The organism is Streptococcus sp. HMSC072D05 (assembly GCF_001815805.1).
Taxonomy (GTDB): domain Bacteria; phylum Bacillota; class Bacilli; order Lactobacillales; family Streptococcaceae; genus Streptococcus.
The window spans coordinates 223,101-242,977 of sequence record NZ_KV821994.1; the positions used below are offsets into that span (position 1 = coordinate 223,101).

The following is a 19,877-nucleotide window of genomic DNA, read 5'->3' on the forward strand; positions in this document are numbered from 1 at the left end:
AAACAGATGGAAATTCCAATCACTATAAGGCAAGCTACCTTATCAGATTTAGAAGAAATGTTGGCGATTGAAGAAGCCAATCCTTCATCAGAAGAGTCACTTAGCCGCCAATCTTTAGAAGAGAGTATCCGCAAGACTGCGGGTACCTTTCTTGTAGCTGGGGATGAAAATCAGCTCGTGGGCTATATTTTAGGAGAAGCTCAGTCTATTCATCCCAAATGGATAGAAGTAAAATCCTTGACTATTCATCCTGACCATTGGGGGCAGGGGTTGGGAACTCTTCTTCTTGCGGCCTTGAAACAGGTGACAGTCGAACTAGATTATCAAGGTATTCTTTTGCAGAGTCCTGATGAACTACTATCATATTTTGAAATGAATGGCTTTGTTGAAGAAGAAGTGTCAGAGAGTCATTATGGCAGTGGTTCTGAATGGTATCTGATTTGGGAAAATCCTTTTTATCAGGAGGAAATATGAAAATCAGACAAGCAAGATTTTCGGATTTAGATCGGATTATAGAGATAGAGCTAGAGAATTTTTCCCTTGAAGAAGCCATTCCTCGTTCGGTCTTTGAGGCGCATTTGCGGGAAATTCAGACCAGTTTTCTGGTAGCTGAAAAAGAGGGGCGTATTCTTGGTTATATCGAAGGTCCAGTCGTCCCACACCGCCATCTAGATGATCAGTCTTTTACAGAAGAAATAAAAGACTATAGCCATCAACCTGGAGGTTATATTTCTGTGACTTGCCTATCTATTGCCAAGGAAGCACAAGCTTTGGGGGTAGGGAAAAGACTATTAAAGGCTCTGAAAGAAGTCGCTTTAGAACATGAGCGAGAGGGCATTAACTTGACGTGTCATGATTACCTTATCTCCTATTACGAAAAGCACGGCTTTGTTAATGAAGGAATATCCCAGTCAAGCTTTGCTGGGGAAACCTGGTATGATATGGTTTGGCAGCCTGAAAATAAAGAAAACTAGCTAGGGAATGCCCTAGTTGGTTGCTTTTCTGCGACTTTTAAGATATAATATTATGGATTGTCAACAAGGAGGTAATGCTTTTGACTGAAAAATCAAGAGAAGAAGAAAAATTAAGCTTTAAAGAGCAGATTCTACGTGATTTAGAAAGAGTAAAAGAACAAGATAGAAGAGAGAAAGAAGTAGAGATTCCAAATCTGACGGCTTCATCATCTCAAGCTAGTTCAGCAACTCCTTCAGATCTTGAACCAGAAACATCAACAGAAGAGTTGATGGCTGATTCCCTATCTGTTGTCGATAAAATCCTAAAGAATGCACCAAGTGTTCCTCCACTTTCAAGTGCTAGTACTGATGAAACGGATGGACAAGAAGAGAAAGAGATTAGACAGCCAATCATTGATAAGATTGAAGTTGTAGAATCTGAAGAACCTATAGTAGAGCCGATTCATCTGGCTGAAGAACCTGTAGTGGAATCTGTTCAACCTAAGGTAGAACCAGTTGAGCTTAAACCCGAAGAAAAAGAATTTAACGACACTCCGACTAAGGTTGCCGTAACCTATAAAACAGAAGACAAGAAAGAGGAAATTACCCCAGGAATGCCTGAAAGAGTTGAGCCTGTTTCTACAGAATCTAGCAGTGGATTAGCTGATGCTCCACGTCGTAGTCGTCGTCAAGGTGCAACATCAACTAAGAAAAAATCAAAAGCCAAAGGTTGCCTAGTAACAGTTCTAGTTCTCCTAGTACTCGTTGCAGTTGGTGGTTATTTTGGTTATGGTTATGTGCAAGATTCCTTGAAACCTGTGGATGCGAGCTCTAAGGACTACGTAACGGTTCAAATCCCAGACGGTGCAAATGTTCAAGAAATTGGAAGCACCTTGGAAAAATCTGGTCTGGTTAAACATGGACTTATCTTTAGCCTTTATGCTAAATACTATAGCCATGCCAACTTGAAGTCAGGTTATTACAACTTGAAGAAGAGTATGAGTACGGATGAGTTGATTCAAGAATTGGAAAAAGGTGGGACTCCTGAAGCTCAGGCACCTGTTCTTGCAAATTTGACAATTCCAGAAGGCTATACATTAGAGCAAATCGCTCAAACAGTAGGACAACTTCAAGGTGAATTTAAAGAACCTCTTACTGCGGATGCTTTCTTGGCAAAAGTTCAAGATGAGACCTTTATCTCACAATTAGTAGCCAAGTATCCAAACCTACTTGGAAGTCTTCCAACAAAAGACAGTGGCGTTCGTTATCGTCTTGAAGGCTACCTTTTCCCAGCAACCTATACGATCAAAGACAGCACAACTGTTGAAAGTTTGATTGATGAGATGGTAGCTGCTATGGACAAGGCTATGTCACCATACTACGCTACGATCAAAGAAAAGAATCTGACAGTTAATGAATTGCTCAGCATTGCTTCTCTTGTCGAAAAAGAAGGAGCTAAGACCGAAGACCGCAAGAAAATCGCAGGTGTCTTCTATAACCGCTTGAATGCCGGTATGCCACTTCAAAGTAATATCGCTATCCTATATGCTCAAGGAAAACTTGGTCAAAAGATTAGTTTAGCAGATGACGCTGGAATTGATACAACGATTGATTCACCATACAATGTTTACACACACCTTGGCCTCATGCCTGGACCGGTTGATAGCCCAAGTTCGGATGCGATTGAAGCAAGTGTAAACCAGACAAAGAGTGAGTACTTGTACTTTGTAGCCAATGTTGAAGACGGTAAAGTATACTTTGCGACAACAAAAGAAGAACATGATCAAAACGTTGCAGAGCATATCAATAGCAAGTTACCTCAAGCAAGTAGTTCAAACTAAAATTATGTGGTTTTCCACATAATTTTGTTTTAAAAAAGTAAATAGAAAAGAAAGTTAAAAAAATGGCAGAAAAAACTTACCCAATGACCCTTGAAGAAAAGGAAAAACTAGAAAAAGAATTAGAGGAGTTGAAACTCGTTCGACGTCCTGAAGTCGTAGAGCGTATCAAGATTGCTCGTTCCTATGGAGACCTTTCAGAAAATAGTGAGTATGAAGCAGCGAAAGATGAACAAGCTTTTGTTGAAGGTCAAATTTCAAGTCTAGAAACAAAAATTCGCTATGCTGAAATTGTTAATAGCGATGCAGTTGCCCAAGATGAGGTAGCAATCGGTAAGACAGTAACAATCCAAGAAGTCGGTGAAGACGAAGAAGAGGTCTACATCATCGTCGGTTCTGCAGGTGCAGATGCTTTTGCTGGTAAAGTCTCAAATGAAAGTCCGATTGGCCGTGCTTTGATTGGCAAGAAGACTGGCGATACTGCAACGATTGAAACACCAGTTGGTAGCTATGATGTCAAAATCTTAAAGGTTGAGAAAACAGCCTAAATAGGATGAAAAAGGAGTAGTGAAGGTTTTGCCTTGCTCAACTCCTTTTGGTTTTTTAGATAAAAAGGAGACTATATGAGTGAAAATAAGAAGAAAAACAAAATGGAGCGTGGTTTAACCAATCGTCATGTTCAGGTGATGGCCATTGCGGGGACAATCGGAACAGGACTTTTCCTAGGTGCTGGTCGCTCTATCAGCCTTACAGGACCTTCTATCATTCTGATTTACATGATTACTGGAGCCTTTATGTTTTTGATGATGAGGGCTGTTGGGGAGATGCTGTATCAGGATCCAGAACAGCATACCTTTATCAACTTTATCACCCGTCATTTGGGGAAAGGCTGGGGATATTTCTCAGTTTGGTCTTATTGGTTGTCAGTTGTCTTTATCGGTATGGCAGAAATCACTGCCATCTCAGATTATGTTCGCTTCTGGTTTCCCACATGGCCTAGCTGGATGATTCAGCTTGTCTTTTTAACGATTTTGGCTTTGGTCAATCTGATTGCAGTTAAGCTCTTTGGCGAAGTCGAGTTTTGGTTTGCTATGGTCAAGATTGTGGCGATTTTAGCCATGATTGCCACTGGGGTCTTTATGGTTTTGACAGGCTTTAAGACACCGCATGGTGTTGCAAGTTTGGCAAATATCAGCGACCAGTTCTCTCTTTTTCCAAACGGAGTTATGAACTTTGTCATGGCTTTTCAAATGGTATTTTTTGCCTATCTGATGATTGAGTTTATCGGGGTGACAACTTCTGAAACAAAGGACCCTCGTCAGGTCTTGCCCAAAGCTGTTAAGGAAATTCCTCTCAGAATTATCTTCTTCTATGGGGGAGCTCTTATTGCGATTATGGCCATTATTCCTTGGTCTTATCTTAATTCTTCAGATTCTCCATTTGTAACGGTTTTTGAACTGGCAGGGATCAAGTGGGCAGCGGCTCTAATCAACTTTGTTGTCTTGACCTCAGCAGCGTCTGCGCTTAACTCAACTCTCTACTCAACAGGGAGACACTTATATCAGATTGCCCATGATTCGCCAAATCGTTTCTTAAAGGCCATCAAGGTCGATACCCTTTCTCGTCACAATGTTCCACAAAATGCCATCATTGCCTCAGCAATCTTGATTGCTCTCGCTGCCTTTATCAATGTGCTACCAGGTGTTTCAGATGCCTTTGCTTTGATCACCGCATCCTCATCAGGTGTTTACATCGCGATTTATATCTTGATTATGGTGGCCCATCTCAAATACCGCAAGTCACAAGACTTCATGGCTGATGGCTACCTTATGCCTCAGTATCGCTTGCTTAATCCCCTAACCATTCTCTTTTTTGTCTTTGTTTTCGTGACTCTCTTTTTGCAAGAGTCTACCTTCATGGGGGCAGTTGGTTCTGCTATCTGGATCTTTGTTTTTGGGATTTATAGTCAGTGGAAATTTAGAAAATAAATCATGAACTCATCAACTCTGTTTGGTGAGTTTTTGCTAGTTTGACAGTTTATTGAAATATGACTATAATCAAGTTGTAGCAGTTTATTAGGAGGTTTGAATGCACGTTAGATTGGAAAATAAGGAATCTCATAAAGCGCAGGAAATAGGGGACTTGATTCGTGCTTATAATCGTTCTAAAAGAGAAGAGGCTGAAAGCGAGCCACTGAACCTTTATGTCGAAGACGAAAAGGGCAATCTCATGGCAGGCTTAGTAGCAGAGACTTTCGGAAATTGGTTGGAAATCGAATATTTGTTTGTGAGAGAGGAATTGAGGGGACAAGGAATTGGTTCAAAACTATTGCAGCGAGCTGAAAATGAAGCCAAGAATCGAAACTGTCGTTTTTCTTTCGTGAATACTTACCAGTTTCAAGCGCCAGATTTTTATCTAAGCCATGGCTACAAGGAAGTCTTTACCTTGCAAGACTATCCCTACACAGGGCAAAGATACTATTACCAAAAGGATTTGTGATCTAGACTTCTATCTTTTGAAGAGGAGCTTAGCTGAGTATCAAATAAGAACGAATACTCTTTATCATGTAAGATGATAGAGAGTTTTTTGTTAATAAAATCTTACAAAATGACATTTATATATTGCATTAAGTTAGATATATGGTATAATGTTTTTAAAAGAAGCGCAACTTTTTAAAAATGTGAAGGAGGATGCTAGTGGCTAAAAACTTAAAATTAAAATTAGCTCGGGTGGAGTGTGATTTAACACAAGGGGATTTGGCAGAAGCTGTAGGTGTTACTAGGCAGACTATAGGCTTGATAGAAGCAGGGAAATATAATCCTAGTCTCTCCCTCTGCCAGTCTATTTGCAGATGCTTAGGCAAAACGTTAGACCAACTATTCTGGGAGGAAGAAGATGAAAAATAGATTTTTTTATTATCAATTATTAGACGAAAGAGAAGAACAACTGTTTAACAAAGCTGGGACAGAGACTTTTTATATGTTTATCGGGCTCATTCTGCTAAGTTATTTGGTGGCTGTATTAGCACCTGCTCTTTTTAATCCTGATATTCTTCTGGTTACTCTTCTTTTAGGAATTTTCTTCTTTTTCAATCGTGCACGACAACTTGGAGTGACCTACTATAGTCGTTTTCATTTTACGATTGGAGGGTGTTTGCTGGTAACTCTCGCTATTACGACTCTCTTGATGTTGCAGAATTATCAATTCAATATCGAAATTTATCAGCACAATCCTCTGAACGTTAAATACTTGTCTGCTTGGGTCATTACTTATCTGATTTACCTTCCTTGGGTTTTTATCGGCAATCTCGGGCTTAAAAGTTATGGTGAATGGGCTCAGAAAAAGTTTGAGCAAGATATGGATGAACTGGAGAATGGAGAATAGCTTGTTAGCTTTTTATCAATCCAGATAAAATGTGTTATAATAGTACTAATTTATCGGACGGTGTGAAAGTGGTAGGATACTTTTATACCCTTGTAAAGTAGGAAGAAGGAAAACAGATGTATCCAGATGATAGTTTGACATTGCACACGGACTTGTACCAGATCAACATGATGCAAGTTTACTTTGACCAAGGAATTCACAATAAAAAGGCGGTCTTTGAAGTTTATTTCCGCCAGCAACCTTTTAATAACGGCTATGCGGTTTTTGCTGGTTTGGAAAGAATTGTACATTATCTTGAAGACTTACGCTTTTCAGATAGCGATATTGCCTACTTGGAGACGCTTGGGTATCATGGAGAATTCTTGGACTACCTACGAAATCTCAAGTTAGAACTAACGGTTCGTTCTGCTCAGGAAGGGGACTTGGTTTTTGCTAATGAGCCAATTGTGCAGGTTGAAGGACCTCTAGCCCAATGTCAATTGGTCGAAACGGCTCTCTTAAACATCGTTAACTTTCAAACCTTGATAGCGACCAAGGCAGCACGTATTCGTTCAGTCATTGAAGATGAGCCTTTGATGGAATTCGGGACACGTCGTGCGCAAGAAATGGATGCAGCTATCTGGGGAACACGCGCAGCTGTGATTGGTGGAGCCAACGGGACTAGCAACGTGCGAGCAGGGAAGCTTTTTGGCATTCCTGTCCTAGGAACCCATGCCCATGCTTTGGTACAGGTTTATGGAAACGACTATGAGGCCTTTAAGGCCTATGCTTCAACCCATCGTGACTGTGTCTTTTTAGTAGATACTTATGATACGTTGCGCATCGGTGTGCCAGCTGCCATTCAGGTTGCTCGTGAATTGGGAAACAAGATTAATTTTAAAGGCGTTCGTATCGACTCAGGGGATATTGCCTATATCTCCAAGAAAGTTCGTCAACAGTTAGATGAGGCTGGATATCCAGATGCCAAAATTTACGCTTCCAATGACCTCGATGAAAATACCATCCTAAACCTCAAAATGCAACACGCTAAGATTGACGTTTGGGGGGTGGGTACCAAGCTGATTACGGCCTATGACCAGCCAGCCCTTGGAGCGGTTTATAAGATTGTAGCTATCGAAGATGAAACTGGTCATATGCGCAACACCATCAAGCTTTCAAGCAATGCTGAAAAAGTGTCGACACCAGGTAAGAAGCAGGTATGGCGCATTACTAGTCGTGAAAAAGGTAAGTCAGAAGGTGACTACATCACCTATGACGGTGTAGATGTTGCCAGCATGACAGAAATCAAAATGTTCCATCCGACCTATACTTACATTAAGAAGACCGTTCGAAACTTTGATGCTGTTCCTCTCTTGGTGGACATCTTCAAAGCAGGGAAATTAGTTTACAATTTGCCTAGTTTGACTGAGATTAAGGCCTATGCTCGCAAGGAATTTGACAAACTTTGGGATGAGTACAAGCGCGTGCTCAATCCGCAGCACTATCCAGTGGACTTGGCGCGTGATATTTGGCAAGATAAGATGGACTTGATTGATAAGATGCGCAAAGAAGCCCTTGGTGAAGGAGAAGAAGAATGAGTTTGCAAGAGACCATTATCCAGCAACTGGGCGTCAAACCAGTGATTGATGCCCAGGAAGAAATCCGTCGTTCAATTGATTTCTTAAAGAGATACTTGAAAAAACACCCCTTCCTTAAAACCTTTGTACTAGGGATTTCTGGAGGACAAGACTCAACTTTAGCAGGGCGCTTGGCGCAATTAGCTATGGAAGAAATGCGAGCAGAGACAGGAGATAACAGCTACCAATTTATCGCTGTCCGCCTGCCCTATGGCGTGCAAGCTGATGAAGCAGATGCTCAAAAAGCCCTTGATTTCATCCAACCAGATGTCAGTCTAGTTGTAAATATCAAGGAATCAGCTGATGCTATGACAGCTGCAGTCGAAGCGACAGGAAGTCCTGTTTCAGACTTCAACAAGGGAAATATCAAGGCGCGTAGTCGTATGATTGCTCAATATGCCCTTGCGGGTGCCCATAGCGGAGCGGTCATTGGAACAGACCATGCTGCGGAAAATATCACAGGCTTTTTTACCAAGTTTGGTGACGGTGGTGCAGATATTCTCCCTCTTTACCGCCTCAATAAACGTCAAGGGAAACAACTCTTGAAGGAGCTTGGTGCAGACCCAGCACTTTATGAAAAAATCCCAACAGCAGACCTAGAAGAAGACAAACCTGGACTTGCTGACGAAGTTGCACTTGGAGTCACATACAATGAAATTGATGACTACCTTGAAGGCAAAACAATCAGTCCAGAAGCCCAAGCGACTATCGAAAACTGGTGGTATAAAGGCCAACACAAACGCCACCTACCAATTACCGTATTTGATGACTTTTGGGAGTAAAAAGGTCCGGGGGACCTTTTTACCCTGAGCCTAGAAATAAGAAAGCGAAGATGGTCCGGGGACTTTTTTAGCTTGAGCCTTAAGCTTAGAAAGCGAGGTAACATTATGAAAGCAATCGGTACGCAAATATTACAGACAGAACGTTTGATCTTGAGAAGATTTGTGGAGAGTGATGCGGAAGCCATGTTTCAAAATTGGGCTTCGTCTGCTGAGAATCTGACCTATGTCACCTGGGATCCTCATCCTGATGTTGAGGTGACTCGGAATTCGATTCGAAATTGGGTTGCATCCTATACCAATCCCAACTATTACAAATGGGCTATTTGTCTCAAAGAAAACCCTGAGCAAGTGATAGGAGATATCAGCATCGTAGAGATGAATGAGAAAGATTCAAGTTGTGAAATTGGCTATATTTTAGGAAAAAACTATTGGGGTCGTGGTATGATGACGGAGGCCTTGAAAGCTGTGTTAGACTTTTGTTTTACTCAAGCAGGCTTTCAAAAGGTCAGAGCTCGTTACGCCAGTCTTAACCCAGCTTCAGGCCGTGTGATGGAGAAAGCTGGAATGTCCTATCTAAAAACTATTGCCAATGGTGTGGAGAGAAAAGACTACGTTGCGGATCTTATTTATTACCAGATAAGTAGGGAAGACAGGTGATTTCTTTTCTGTTTCTATCAAAGTCAGACCTTGTCTGGCTTTTTTTGTGCCAGATTTCTGAATAAACTGATTAAATTCCTATTTTTCCCTATCATTGCCCCTGTTTTTTCTGGAGTTTTGGAGCTATAATAGTCCTATCAAATCAAAGAATGGAGGAAGGCAATGGACAATGTAATCTTTTTTATCAGTGTTTTTCTTGCTGGAATTCTTTCCTTCTTTTCTCCTTGTATTTTACCCTTGTTGCCTGTCTATGCGGGGGTCTTACTTGATGACAAAGATGGTTCTCAGGTTTCCAGCGGAAAATTTTCAATCTCAGTCGTTAGTCTATTGCGAACTCTGGCCTTTATAGCAGGGATTTCTTTTATCTTTATCTTACTGGGTTATGGAGCTGGTTTTTTAGGCAATTTACTGTATGCTTCTTGGTTTCAGTATGTGACGGGTGCGGTTATCATTCTCTTGGGCTTGCACCAGATGGAAGTCTTACATTTCCAAGGACTTTACAAGGAAAGAAGGCTACAATTAAAGAGACAGGGGCAAAAGGGTAACGGCTATAGTCAGGCATTTTTACTGGGGTTAACCTTTAGTTTTGCTTGGACGCCATGTGTGGGGCCAGTTCTGGGCTCTGTTTTGGCCTTGGCGGCTTCAGGTGGTTCAGGAGCTTGGCAGGGTGCTGGTCTCATGTTGGTTTACACGCTGGGTTTGGCGCTACCATTTTTAGTTCTAGCTCTCGCCTCCAGCTATGTTTTGAAACATTTCCGAAAACTTCATCCCTACCTCGGGACCCTCAAAAAAGTGGGTGGTTTCCTCATTATCGTGATGGGAATCTTGGTGCTTTTGGGAAATGCTTCCATTTTGACTACATTATTTGAATAGAGAGGAAAAAGAAATGAAAAAATGGCAAACATGTCTCCTTGGAGTAGGCTCCATCTGTTGCTTGGCAGCTTGTTCGGCTAAAAACATGTCAGACGAATCAACTATGAAGGAGCAATCCAAAACAGAACAAGTCAGCTCGCAAACTGCGACTAAAGGTCAGGCAGTCGCTGATTTTGAACTAACAGGAGTAGATGGCAAGACCTATCGCTTGTCTGATTACAAAGGCAAGAAAGTCTATCTTAAATTCTGGGCTTCTTGGTGTTCTATCTGTTTAGCCAGTCTTCCAGATACGGATGAAATCGCTAAGGATGCAGGTGATGACTATGTGGTCTTGACAGTGGTGTCTCCTGGTCACAAAGGAGAACAAGCGGAAACAGACTTTAAGAACTGGTACAAGGGATTGGATTATAAAAATTTACCGGTTTTAATTGATCCGTCAGGCAAACTTTTGGAAAGTTATGGTGTTCGTTCTTACCCGACTCAAGCCTTTATAGACAAGGAAGGCAAGCTGGTCAAAACGCAACCAGGTTTTATGGATAAGGATATGATTTTAAAGACATTGAAAGAAATGGGGTAGAGAAAGACTATGAATGATAAAGTAAAATTGTTTGTCTTGGCAGGGGTCATTCTCCTAGTCCTAACCGGTTTCTATTTTCTATTGATGCGAAATACAGGGCAGACAGATAGCTCGCAAATTGAGAAAGCATCCGTTAGCCAAGGAGGAAAAACAGTGAAAAAAACAGAAGTGAGTAAAGACGCAGACTTGCACGAAATTTATCTAGCTGGGGGATGTTTCTGGGGAGTGGAGGAATACTTCTCACGCGTTCCCGGAGTGACAGATGCCGTTTCAGGCTATGCAAATGGTAGAGGGGAAACAACCAAGTACGAATTGATTAACCAAACAGGACATGCAGAGACTGTCCATGTTACCTATGATGCCAATCAAATTTCCCTCAAAGAAATCCTGCTTCATTACTTCCGCATTATCAATCCAACCAGCAAAAATAAACAAGGAAATGATGTGGGAACCCAGTATCGTACCGGCGTATATTACACAGATGACAAGGATTTGGAGGTAATCAACCAAGTCTTTGATGAAGTTGCTAAAAAATATGACCAACCTCTGGCAGTTGAAAAGGAAAACTTGAAGAATTTTGTGGTGGCGGAGGATTATCACCAAGACTACCTCAAGAAAAATCCAAATGGCTACTGTCATATCAATGTCAATCAGGCTGCCTATCCCGTCATCGATGCCAGCAAATATCCTAAACCAAGCGATGAGGAATTGAAAAAGACCTTGTCACCTGAGGAGTATGCAGTTACCCAGAAAAATCAAACAGAACGAGCTTTTTCAAACCGATACTGGGATAAATTTGAATCTGGTATATATGTGGATGTCGCAACTGGCGAACCCCTCTTTTCATCAAAGGACAAGTTTGAGTCTGGTTGTGGTTGGCCTAGTTTCACCCAACCCATCAGTCCAGATGTTGCTACCTACAAGGAAGATAAGTCCTACAATATGACGCGCATGGAAGTGAGAAGCCGAGTTGGAGATTCTCACCTTGGCCATGTCTTTACAGATGGGCCTCAGGACAAGGGTGGCTTACGCTACTGTATCAATAGTCTCTCTATCCGCTTTATTCCCAAAGACCAAATGGCAGAAAAAGGCTATGCCTATTTACTAGATTATGTCGATTAAGAAGTCTTTCCTAAGCAGTTAGAGGAGAATTTTGCTATACTGATACTAGTAAGTGATAAAGGAGCAGGGCATGACCTACACAATCTTAATCGTAGAAGATGAGTATCTGGTAAGACAAGGCTTGACCAAGCTGGTCAATGTAGCAGCCTACGATATGGAAATCATCGGTCAGGCTGAAAATGGAAGGCAGGCTTGGGACTTGATTCAAAAGCAGGTGCCAGATATCATTTTAACCGATATCAATATGCCTCAGCTAAATGGCATCCAGTTGGCCAGTCTGGTACGAGAAACCTATCCTCAGGTGCATCTGGTATTTTTGACGGGTTACGATGATTTTGATTATGCCTTGTCTGCTGTCAAACTCGGTGTAGATGATTACCTGCTCAAACCCTTTTCGCGTCAGGATATTGAGGAAATGTTAGGGAAAATCAAGCAAAAACTAGACAAGGAAGAAAAAGAAGAGCAGCTACAAGATTTATTAACTGATAAGTTTGAGGGAAATCTGGCCCAGAAAATCCAGTCCCATCTGGCTGACAGTCAGTTTAGTTTGAAGTCTTTGGCCAGTGAATTGGGCTTTAGTCCGACTTATCTGAGCTCCTTGATTAAGAAAGAGTTGGGTCTACCTTTTCAGGATTACCTGGTGAGAGAGCGTGTCAAACAAGCCAAGCTCTTTCTTCTGACCACGGATTTAAAGATTTACCAGATAGCTGAAAAGGTTGGTTTTGAAGATATGAACTACTTTACCCAACGTTTTAAACAGATTGCAGGTGTGACACCTCGTCAGTTTAAGAAGGGAGAAGGCCGATGAAGCGTTCTTCTCTCCTAGTAAGAATGGTTATTTCCATCTTTCTGGTCTTTCTCATTCTCCTAGCTGTGGTCGGGACTTTCTACTATCAATCGAGTTCAGCAGCCATTGAGTATACGATTGAGGGCAATAGCCAAACGACCATTAGCCAGACAAGCCACTTTATTCAGTCTTATATCAAAAAATTAGAAACCACCTCGATCAGTTTGACCCAGCAGAAGGATATCCTAGCCTATGCTGAGAATCCTAACCAAGTCCAAGCCAAGGGAATCAGAGATCTGTTTTTGACCATCTTAAAGGCAGACCAGGACTTGAAAACGGTAGTACTGGTCACCAAATCCGGTCAGGTTATTTCTACAGATGACAGTGTGCAGATGAAAACTTCCTCAGATATGATGGCTGAGGATTGGTACCAAAAGGCTATTCATCAGGGAGCTAAGCCAGTTTTAACCCCAGCTCGTAAATCAGATAGTCAATGGGTTATTTCTGTCACTCAGGAACTTGTTGATGCAAAGGGAGCCAATCTTGGTGTGCTTCGCTTGGATATTTCCTATGAAACTCTGGAAGCCTATCTCAACCAACTCCAGTTGGGCCAGCAGGGCTTTGCCTTTATCATCAATGAGAAGCATGAATTTGTCTACCATCCTGAACGTACTGTCTATAGCTCAGCGAGTGAAATGGAGGCCATGAAACCCTACATTGAGACGGGACAGGGCTACACGCTGGACCATCAATCCTACGTTAGTCAGGAAAAGATTGCAGGGACTGATTGGACGGTTATAGGCGTGTCTTCGTTGGAGAAGTTAGACCAGGTTCGGAGCCAACTCATGTGGACCTTTCTTGTTGCTAGTGCTTTATCTCTTCTTGCCTGTATCTGCTTGGTGTGGTTCAGTCTTAAACGCTGGATTGCTCCTTTGAAGGACCTGAGAAAAACCATGCTGAAAATTGCTTCTGGTACACAAAATCTGCGTGCTAAGGAAGCTGGCGCCTATGAACTGAGAGAAGTGACTCGCCAGTTTAATGCCATGTTGGATCAGATTGATCAGCTGATGGCAGATGTGCGCAGGCAGGAAGAAGCGACCCGGCAGTATGAACTTCAAGCCTTGTCAAGCCAGATTAACCCCCATTTCCTCTATAATACTTTGGACACTATCATCTGGATGGCTGAGTTTCAGGATAGTCAGCGAGTGGTTCAGGTGACCAAGTCTTTGGCAACCTATTTCCGCTTGGCGCTCAATCAAGGAAAGGATTTGATTTCTCTTTCTGATGAAATCAATCATGTCCGCCAGTACCTCTTTATCCAGAAACAACGCTATGGTGATAAGCTGGAGTATGAGATTGCTGAAGAACCTGACTTTGATAATTTAGTCTTGCCTAAACTGGTGTTGCAACCTCTTGTAGAAAACGCTCTTTACCATGGTATCAAGGAGAAGGAAGGCCAGGGCCATATTAAAGTTTCTGTTCAGAAACAGAATACAGGGCTTGTCATCCGCATTGAGGATGATGGCGTTGGCTTCCAAAATCCTGGTGATAGCAGTCAAAGTCAGCTCAAACGTGGGGGAGTTGGCCTTCAAAATGTTGATCAACGCCTCAAACTTCATTTTGGAGAAAACTATCAGATGAAGATCAATTCTGCACCCGAAAAAGGGACGACAGTTGAAATATACATTAATAAAATAGTAATTAGCTAACTCCCAGTTCACTCTGGGAGTTTTACTTTTAAAAATCAGAATGATTAGTTGGTCTTGATAAAATCAGTAAAAAAAGATATGATAGATAGTGACAAAAGAGGTATCAAGTATGAAGGAAAAAGACATTCAAAGAGCAACAAGCCAGATTGTAGAAGATGTATTAGAAAAGGCTAATTTGAAGCAAGGAGCCATCTTTGTTTTGGGTCTTTCTTCTAGTGAGGTGATAGGTGGTCAGATTGGCAAGGAATCCAGTCAAGAAATTGGGGAAGTCATTGTGAAGACCATTCTAGATATCCTAGAGAAAAAAGGAATTCATCTAGCTGTTCAAGGTTGTGAACATGTCAATCGAGCCCTCGTCGTTGAACGTCAGGTGGCAGAGCAGTTTGGTCTTGAAATCGTCAGTGTCCTTCCTACACTTCATGCAGGAGGTTCGGGTCAGTTGGCAGCCTTCAAGTTTATGCAGGATCCAGTTGAGGTTGAATTTATCAAGGCCCATGCTGGATTGGATATCGGAGATACTGCGATTGGCATGCATGTTAAGCATGTTCAAGTACCAATTCGCCCTGTACTGCGTGAAATTGGGCATGCCCATGTAACGGCTCTTGCAAGTCGTCCCAAACTAATCGGAGGTGCGCGTGCACAGTATCCTGAAGACTTCATAAGAAAGTCATAAAATCATTCTATAGTAACAGAAGAAAAGCAAAAGACAGAGGAAAAATGGTATAGATACCATGACTTCCTCTGTTCTTTTTTGTTGAATTTTTGTGTAAAGTACTCCAAATAAGACCAGTATTTACAAGAAGAAGGGGTGCTTTCTGATGGAGAATTGCCAAAAAGTAGAAAAAGTATGGTAGAGAAGATTTTTCGTTATAGAAATCAGTAAACAAAGCTGGATTTAGCTGTTCTAGGTCGGCTTTTTTGTGCTATACTTAAGATATGCATAGAAAAACAGTGATTGATTTTAGGGCTTTAGGGGAGAGATACACCTTTACCCAGCCGATCAAAGAGTTAAAAACGAGAGATTTATCAGAAGTGGCGGACTTGCTAGCACAGGTGGAAAGCTACCAAGAACAAGGCTATTATGTGGTGGGCTACGTCAGTTACGAGGCTGCACCTGCTTTTGAGGAGAAACTAGCAGTTCATAAAGCTCCTTTACTGGGCGAGTATTTGCTTTACTTTACCGTTCATGATAGGGTGGAAACATCCCCTATTCCACTGACTTATGAGGAAGTAGATTTGCCTTCAAAGTGGCGGGAACAAACATCTGCAGAGAACTATGAAAAAGCTATTTCCCAGATTCACCATCATTTGCGTCAGGGGGACACCTATCAGGTAAATTACACCGTCCAACTCAAGCAAGACTTAAGTGCCAATCCTTTTGCCATCTACAATCGCATGGTGGTAGAGCAGGAGGCGGGCTACAATGCCTATGTTGAACATGACGAGATGGCGGTGATTTCCATGAGCCCAGAGCTCTTTTTTGAGCAAAATGACCGGGAATTAACGACTCGCCCAATGAAAGGAACAACCCAGCGGGGAGTGACTAACCAAGAAGATTTAGAACAGGCTAGTTGGCTAGAACAGGATCCTAAAAATCGCTCTGAGAATATGATGATTGTAGATCTCTTGCGCAACGATATGAACCGTATTTCCGAAGTGGGTAGTGAGCACGTGGAGTGTCTTTGCCAAGTGGAGCAGTATTCAACCGTTTGGCAAATGACTTCGACCATTAAGAGTCAGTTACGACCGGATGTGGACCTAGTTGAAATCTTCCGTTCGCTCTTTCCATGTGGATCTATCACAGGAGCTCCCAAAATTGCGACCATGGAAATCATCAAGAACTTGGAGCCCCAACCCAGAGGAGTCTACTGCGGAACGATTGGTCTCTTGCTTCCAAATGGACGACGGATTTTCAATGTCGCCATTCGGACTATTCAACTGTACCAAGAAAAAGCCATCTATGGAGTTGGCGGAGGGATTACTTGGGATAGCACTTGGGAATCTGAATACCGTGAGGTTCATCAAAAGGCGGCTGTTCTCTATCGTAAACAAGCACGTTTCCAACTGATTACGACTGGGAAAATCAGCCAAAAACAACTGCTGTTTGAAGATCAACATCTGGAAAGACTGACAAAGGCTAGTCGATATTTTGCCTATCCTTTTGATCCAGAAAACCTGAGACAAAAGATAGAGAAAGAGTGTCAAGTTTGTGATGTTAATCAAGACTACCGCTTACGAATTAGTCTCAGCAAATCGGGAGAGATAGAACTCAGTCGCCAAATCTTAACACCCTTCAGTCCAAGTTTCTGCAAAGCCAAACTTTGTCTGCAAGAGGCAGATTTGAATCAATCATTTACCTACTTTAAAACAACCCATAGACCACACTTAAGTCTAGGGGAACAGGAAATCATTTACCATAATGTAGCAGGAGAATTGCTTGAAACCTCTATTGGAAATCTGGTCTTAAAAATTAATGGTAAGCTCTACACACCTCCTATCAATCTAGGGATTTTGCCAGGAATCTACCGCCAGCATTTGCTGGAAACAGGACAGGCAGAGGAAAAAGTTCTGACTGTGCCAGACTTGGACCAAGCGGAAACTATCTATGGCTCTAATGCAGTCAGAGGCTTGTATGAGTTGGAAGTGAATTCTAAATAAACTTTATAAATCAAAAAATATAATGTATATATTGAATTGTTGAATTAAGTTTGATAAAATAAAAAGAAAACGATGTCATTTTATAGGAGGAAATGATGAAAAAAACAATTTTGCTGAAAGTGATTCTTACTGTTTTTCCAATTTTAGGTTTGTTTGCTCAACCGGTTAGTGCAGAAGAAAATATTCATTTTTCTAGTTGTAAAGAAGCATGGGAAAATGGTTATTCTGATATCCATAGAGGAGAGCCTGGATATTCTTCAAGACTAGACAAAGATGGTGATGGGATAGCTTGTGAACGTGCAAATGCACCTCGGGGAGTCTTTAAACCACGCCAGTCTAGTCCACAGAATAGAGTTTCTTCTAGTGGATGGGTTAAGCAGGATAGATATTGGTATTATTATTCTGACAATGGTAATCTAGTAACCAATTCTTGGAAAGGAGATTACTATCTCAAATCAGATGGAACAATGGCTCAGAGTGAGTGGATATATGACTCATATTACAAGGGATGGTATTATCTCAAATCGGATGGTTCGTATGCACGAAACACATGGATAGGAAGTTACTACCTTAAAGCAAACGGAAAGATGGCTCAAAGTGAATGGATTTATGATTCATCATACCAAGCTTGGTATTATTTGAAATCAGATGGATCCTATGCCCAAAATGCTTGGCAAGGCGCTTTTTATCTCAAAGCGAACGGTAAAATGGCACAAGGTGAGTGGATATATGACTCTTCTTATCAATCTTGGTACTACTTGAAATCAGATGGTTCATACGCTCGTAATACTTGGCAAGGAAATTACTATTTGAAATCAGATGGTAAAATGGCAAAGAATGAGCGAGTTGATGGTGGCAGATACTACGTAGATGGTTCTGGTCTTTGGAAACCATAAATCAGAATAATTTCTAGGAAGTTAATGCAAACCTTTGCACAAAATGGACGATTTTGTTATACTATATCTGTAAGCATTTTCAATTAAAAAGGAGAAGACGATGAGTCAAAAGATTATTGGGATTGACCTTGGTGGTACATCTGTCAAGTTCGCAATTTTAACTCAAGAGGGAGAAATCCAAGAAAAATGGTCTATCAAGACCAACATTTTGGATGAAGGAAGCCATATTGTAGATGATATGATTGAGTCTATTCAGCATCGTTTGGACTTGCTTGGATTGTCAGCCACAGACTTCCGAGGGATTGGGATGGGATCACCTGGTGTGGTTGACCGTGAAAAAGGAACTGTTATCAGTGCCTACAACCTAAACTGGAAAACCCTTCAACCGATTAAAGAAAAGATTGAAAAAGCCTTGGGGATTCCATTCTTTATCGATAATGATGCCAACGTAGCTGCTCTTGGTGAGCGTTGGATGGGTGCTGGTGAAAACCAACCAGACGTTGTCTTTATGACACTTGGTACAGGTGTTGGTGGCGGTATCGTGGCTGAAGGCAAATTGCTCCACGGTGTTGCTGGTGCTGCTGGTGAGCTTGGTCATATCACTGTTGACTTTGACCAACCAATCGCATGTACCTGTGGTAAAAAAGGCTGTCTTGAGACAGTTGCTTCCGCAACAGGGATTGTCAACTTGACTCGTCGTTATGCAGATGAATACGAAGGCGATGCAGCCTTGAAACGCTTGATTGATGACGGTGAAGAAGTAACTGCTAAAACTGTCTTTGACCTTGCAAAAGAAGGGGATGACCTTGCCTTGATCGTTTACCGAAACTTCTCACGTTACTTGGGAATCGCTTGTGCTAATATCGGCTCAATCCTAAACCCATCAACAATCGTTATCGGTGGTGGGGTGTCAGCAGCTGGAGAATTCCTTCTCCAAGGTGTTCAAAAAGTCTACGATGAAAATACCTTCCCACAAGTACGCACAACAACTAAACTAGCTCTTGCAACTCTAGGAAATGACGCTGGAGTTATCGGAGCAGCATCACTTGTATTGCAATAAGATCATAAAAGGAGAAAAACACTACTTTAAAGCCAGTGATTTTCCACCTTTCTTTTTTTATGCTATACTAGTTAGGACAATAAATGAGGTGAGAGTAAATGACAAAAGCAGATACGATTTTTAAAGAAAATATTGAACGAATCCTCAAAAAAGGTGTCTTTTCTGAGCAGGCTCGTCCCAAGTACAAGGATGGGACTGTTGCCAACTCCAAGTACGTAACGGGTGCCTTTGCGGAGTATGATTTGTCTAAAGGGGAATTCCCCATCACGACCTTGCGTCCCATTGCGATCAAATCTGCCATCAAGGAAGTGCTCTGGATTTACCAAGACCAGTCTAATAGCCTAGAAGTGCTTAATAACAAGTACAATGTTCACTACTGGAATGACTGGGAAGTGGGAGAAACGGGGACCATCGGTGAGCGCTATGGGGCAGTTGTTAAGAAACACGATATCATCAACAAGATTCTCAAGCAGTTAGAAGCCAACCCTTGGAACCGCCGCAATATCATCTCGCTCTGGGATTACCAAGCTTTTGAGGAGACAGATGGTCTTCTTCCATGCGCCTTTCAGACCATGTTTGATGTCCGTCGGGTTGATGGGGAAATCTATCTGGATGCGACTTTGACCCAGCGTTCGAATGACATGCTGGTGGCTCACCACATTAACGCTATGCAGTACGTAGCTCTTCAAATGATGATTGCTAAACACTTTGGCTGGAAGGTTGGGAAGTTTTTCTATTTTATCAACAACCTTCATATCTACGATAATCAATTTGAACAAGCTCAGGAATTGCTTCGTCGTGAGCCGTCAAACTGCCAACCACGCTTGGTTTTAAATGTTCCTGATGGGACCAATTTCTTTGATATCAAAGCGGAGGACTTTGAGTTAGTTGACTATGATCCGGTTAAGCCACAACTGAAGTTTGATTTGGCTATTTAATACTCTTCGAAAATCTCTTCAAACCAC

General features: G+C 41.8%; 21 protein-coding genes. All 21 read left to right on the plus strand.

All coding sequences use genetic code 11. The features are described 5' to 3' along the window. Positions 1–6: 6 nt before the first annotated feature. Positions 7–474, plus strand: coding sequence for a GNAT family N-acetyltransferase (locus HMPREF3057_RS03005; RefSeq protein ID WP_070696332.1), 468 nt, complete (start codon positions 7–9; stop codon positions 472–474). Beyond that, entirely contained in the window at positions 471–974 is a 504-nt protein-coding gene (locus HMPREF3057_RS03010) for a GNAT family N-acetyltransferase (protein ID WP_000702421.1), read from the plus strand. The genes HMPREF3057_RS03005 and HMPREF3057_RS03010 overlap by 4 nt, the downstream gene beginning before the upstream one ends. Positions 975–1,048: 74 nt before the next feature. Further along, a complete protein-coding gene (gene mltG, locus HMPREF3057_RS03015; protein WP_000927565.1) occupies positions 1,049–2,794 on the plus strand; it encodes an endolytic transglycosylase MltG in 1,746 nt (581 codons plus the stop codon). A gap of 62 nt (positions 2,795–2,856) precedes the next feature. Further along, entirely contained in the window at positions 2,857–3,339 is a 483-nt protein-coding gene (gene greA, locus HMPREF3057_RS03020) for a transcription elongation factor GreA (protein ID WP_000818765.1), read from the plus strand. Positions 3,340–3,414: 75 nt separating this feature from the next. Further along, a complete protein-coding gene (locus HMPREF3057_RS03025) occupies positions 3,415–4,779 on the plus strand; it encodes an amino acid permease (RefSeq protein WP_001293567.1) in 1,365 nt (454 codons plus the stop codon). Positions 4,780–4,879: 100 nt separating this feature from the next. Further along, positions 4,880–5,290 (plus strand): GNAT family N-acetyltransferase, encoded by a 411-nt coding sequence (locus tag HMPREF3057_RS03030; RefSeq protein WP_000558475.1) that lies wholly within the window; start codon positions 4,880–4,882, stop codon positions 5,288–5,290. Positions 5,291–5,487: 197 nt separating this feature from the next. Then, positions 5,488–5,697, plus strand: coding sequence for a helix-turn-helix transcriptional regulator (locus HMPREF3057_RS03035; protein ID WP_001107493.1), 210 nt, complete (start codon positions 5,488–5,490; stop codon positions 5,695–5,697). Then, positions 5,687–6,175: a DUF6773 family protein gene (locus tag HMPREF3057_RS03040; RefSeq protein WP_000797143.1), complete on the plus strand. Its 489-nt coding sequence runs from the start codon at positions 5,687–5,689 to the stop codon at positions 6,173–6,175. Before HMPREF3057_RS03035 ends, HMPREF3057_RS03040 begins: the two co-directional genes overlap by 11 nt. A gap of 116 nt (positions 6,176–6,291) precedes the next feature. Then, complete coding sequence (locus tag HMPREF3057_RS03045; protein WP_000283137.1) at positions 6,292–7,752, plus strand: nicotinate phosphoribosyltransferase; 1,461 nt, start codon at positions 6,292–6,294, stop codon at positions 7,750–7,752. After that, on the plus strand, positions 7,749–8,573 hold the full coding sequence (nadE, locus tag HMPREF3057_RS03050; RefSeq protein WP_000058066.1) for an ammonia-dependent NAD(+) synthetase: 825 nt from the start codon (positions 7,749–7,751) through the stop codon (positions 8,571–8,573). The genes HMPREF3057_RS03045 and nadE overlap by 4 nt, the downstream gene beginning before the upstream one ends. A gap of 105 nt (positions 8,574–8,678) precedes the next feature. Continuing rightward, positions 8,679–9,230 (plus strand): GNAT family N-acetyltransferase, encoded by a 552-nt coding sequence (locus HMPREF3057_RS03055; RefSeq protein ID WP_000643816.1) that lies wholly within the window; start codon positions 8,679–8,681, stop codon positions 9,228–9,230. A 162-nt stretch (positions 9,231–9,392) separates the two neighbouring features. Further along, entirely contained in the window at positions 9,393–10,103 is a 711-nt protein-coding gene (gene ccdA2, locus HMPREF3057_RS03060) for a thiol-disulfide oxidoreductase-associated membrane protein CcdA2 (RefSeq protein WP_000370905.1), read from the plus strand. A gap of 13 nt (positions 10,104–10,116) precedes the next feature. Then, positions 10,117–10,680 carry a redoxin family protein gene (locus HMPREF3057_RS03065; RefSeq protein ID WP_000759254.1) on the plus strand — a complete coding sequence of 188 codons (564 nt, stop codon included), beginning with the start codon at positions 10,117–10,119 and terminating at the stop codon, positions 10,678–10,680. 9 nt (positions 10,681–10,689) lie between these two features. Further along, a complete protein-coding gene (msrB, locus tag HMPREF3057_RS03070; RefSeq protein ID WP_000998593.1) occupies positions 10,690–11,802 on the plus strand; it encodes a peptide-methionine (R)-S-oxide reductase MsrB in 1,113 nt (370 codons plus the stop codon). 70 nt (positions 11,803–11,872) lie between these two features. Then, on the plus strand, positions 11,873–12,610 hold the full coding sequence (locus HMPREF3057_RS03075; RefSeq protein ID WP_000222608.1) for a response regulator transcription factor: 738 nt from the start codon (positions 11,873–11,875) through the stop codon (positions 12,608–12,610). Beyond that, entirely contained in the window at positions 12,607–14,298 is a 1,692-nt protein-coding gene (locus HMPREF3057_RS03080) for a cache domain-containing sensor histidine kinase (RefSeq protein ID WP_000831097.1), read from the plus strand. The genes HMPREF3057_RS03075 and HMPREF3057_RS03080 overlap by 4 nt, the downstream gene beginning before the upstream one ends. A gap of 109 nt (positions 14,299–14,407) precedes the next feature. Next, a complete protein-coding gene (locus HMPREF3057_RS03085; RefSeq protein ID WP_000659509.1) occupies positions 14,408–14,971 on the plus strand; it encodes a TIGR01440 family protein in 564 nt (187 codons plus the stop codon). Between the two features lie 263 nt (positions 14,972–15,234). Next, positions 15,235–16,956, plus strand: coding sequence for an aminodeoxychorismate synthase component I (gene pabB, locus HMPREF3057_RS03090; protein WP_008284285.1), 1,722 nt, complete (start codon positions 15,235–15,237; stop codon positions 16,954–16,956). A 95-nt stretch (positions 16,957–17,051) separates the two neighbouring features. Next, on the plus strand, positions 17,052–17,852 hold the full coding sequence (locus tag HMPREF3057_RS03095) for an excalibur calcium-binding domain-containing protein (RefSeq protein ID WP_000751033.1): 801 nt from the start codon (positions 17,052–17,054) through the stop codon (positions 17,850–17,852). A 100-nt stretch (positions 17,853–17,952) separates the two neighbouring features. Next, positions 17,953–18,912, plus strand: a complete 960-nt coding sequence (locus HMPREF3057_RS03100) for an ROK family glucokinase (protein WP_070696335.1) — start codon at positions 17,953–17,955, stop codon at positions 18,910–18,912. A gap of 98 nt (positions 18,913–19,010) precedes the next feature. After that, entirely contained in the window at positions 19,011–19,850 is an 840-nt protein-coding gene (locus HMPREF3057_RS03105; RefSeq protein ID WP_000158642.1) for a thymidylate synthase, read from the plus strand. Positions 19,851–19,877 lie beyond the last annotated feature (27 nt).

Bases quoted from the DNA above. Each gene is read 5' to 3' on its own strand.
- HMPREF3057_RS03005 (WP_070696332.1), top strand. From the start codon at position 7: ATGGAAATTCCAATCACTATAAGGCAAGCTACCTTATCAGATTTAGAA.
- HMPREF3057_RS03010 (WP_000702421.1), top strand. From the start codon at position 471: ATGAAAATCAGACAAGCAAGATTTTCGGATTTAGATCGGATTATAGAG.
- mltG (WP_000927565.1), top strand. From the start codon at position 1,049: ATGCTTTTGACTGAAAAATCAAGAGAAGAAGAAAAATTAAGCTTTAAA.
- greA (WP_000818765.1), top strand. From the start codon at position 2,857: ATGGCAGAAAAAACTTACCCAATGACCCTTGAAGAAAAGGAAAAACTA.
- HMPREF3057_RS03025 (WP_001293567.1), top strand. From the start codon at position 3,415: ATGAGTGAAAATAAGAAGAAAAACAAAATGGAGCGTGGTTTAACCAAT.
- HMPREF3057_RS03030 (WP_000558475.1), top strand. From the start codon at position 4,880: ATGCACGTTAGATTGGAAAATAAGGAATCTCATAAAGCGCAGGAAATA.
- HMPREF3057_RS03040 (WP_000797143.1), top strand. From the start codon at position 5,687: ATGAAAAATAGATTTTTTTATTATCAATTATTAGACGAAAGAGAAGAA.
- HMPREF3057_RS03045 (WP_000283137.1), top strand. From the start codon at position 6,292: ATGTATCCAGATGATAGTTTGACATTGCACACGGACTTGTACCAGATC.
- nadE (WP_000058066.1), top strand. From the start codon at position 7,749: ATGAGTTTGCAAGAGACCATTATCCAGCAACTGGGCGTCAAACCAGTG.
- HMPREF3057_RS03055 (WP_000643816.1), top strand. From the start codon at position 8,679: ATGAAAGCAATCGGTACGCAAATATTACAGACAGAACGTTTGATCTTG.
- ccdA2 (WP_000370905.1), top strand. From the start codon at position 9,393: ATGGACAATGTAATCTTTTTTATCAGTGTTTTTCTTGCTGGAATTCTT.
- HMPREF3057_RS03065 (WP_000759254.1), top strand. From the start codon at position 10,117: ATGAAAAAATGGCAAACATGTCTCCTTGGAGTAGGCTCCATCTGTTGC.
- msrB (WP_000998593.1), top strand. From the start codon at position 10,690: ATGAATGATAAAGTAAAATTGTTTGTCTTGGCAGGGGTCATTCTCCTA.
- HMPREF3057_RS03075 (WP_000222608.1), top strand. From the start codon at position 11,873: ATGACCTACACAATCTTAATCGTAGAAGATGAGTATCTGGTAAGACAA.
- HMPREF3057_RS03080 (WP_000831097.1), top strand. From the start codon at position 12,607: ATGAAGCGTTCTTCTCTCCTAGTAAGAATGGTTATTTCCATCTTTCTG.
- HMPREF3057_RS03085 (WP_000659509.1), top strand. From the start codon at position 14,408: ATGAAGGAAAAAGACATTCAAAGAGCAACAAGCCAGATTGTAGAAGAT.
- pabB (WP_008284285.1), top strand. From the start codon at position 15,235: ATGCATAGAAAAACAGTGATTGATTTTAGGGCTTTAGGGGAGAGATAC.
- HMPREF3057_RS03095 (WP_000751033.1), top strand. From the start codon at position 17,052: ATGAAAAAAACAATTTTGCTGAAAGTGATTCTTACTGTTTTTCCAATT.
- HMPREF3057_RS03100 (WP_070696335.1), top strand. From the start codon at position 17,953: ATGAGTCAAAAGATTATTGGGATTGACCTTGGTGGTACATCTGTCAAG.
- HMPREF3057_RS03105 (WP_000158642.1), top strand. From the start codon at position 19,011: ATGACAAAAGCAGATACGATTTTTAAAGAAAATATTGAACGAATCCTC.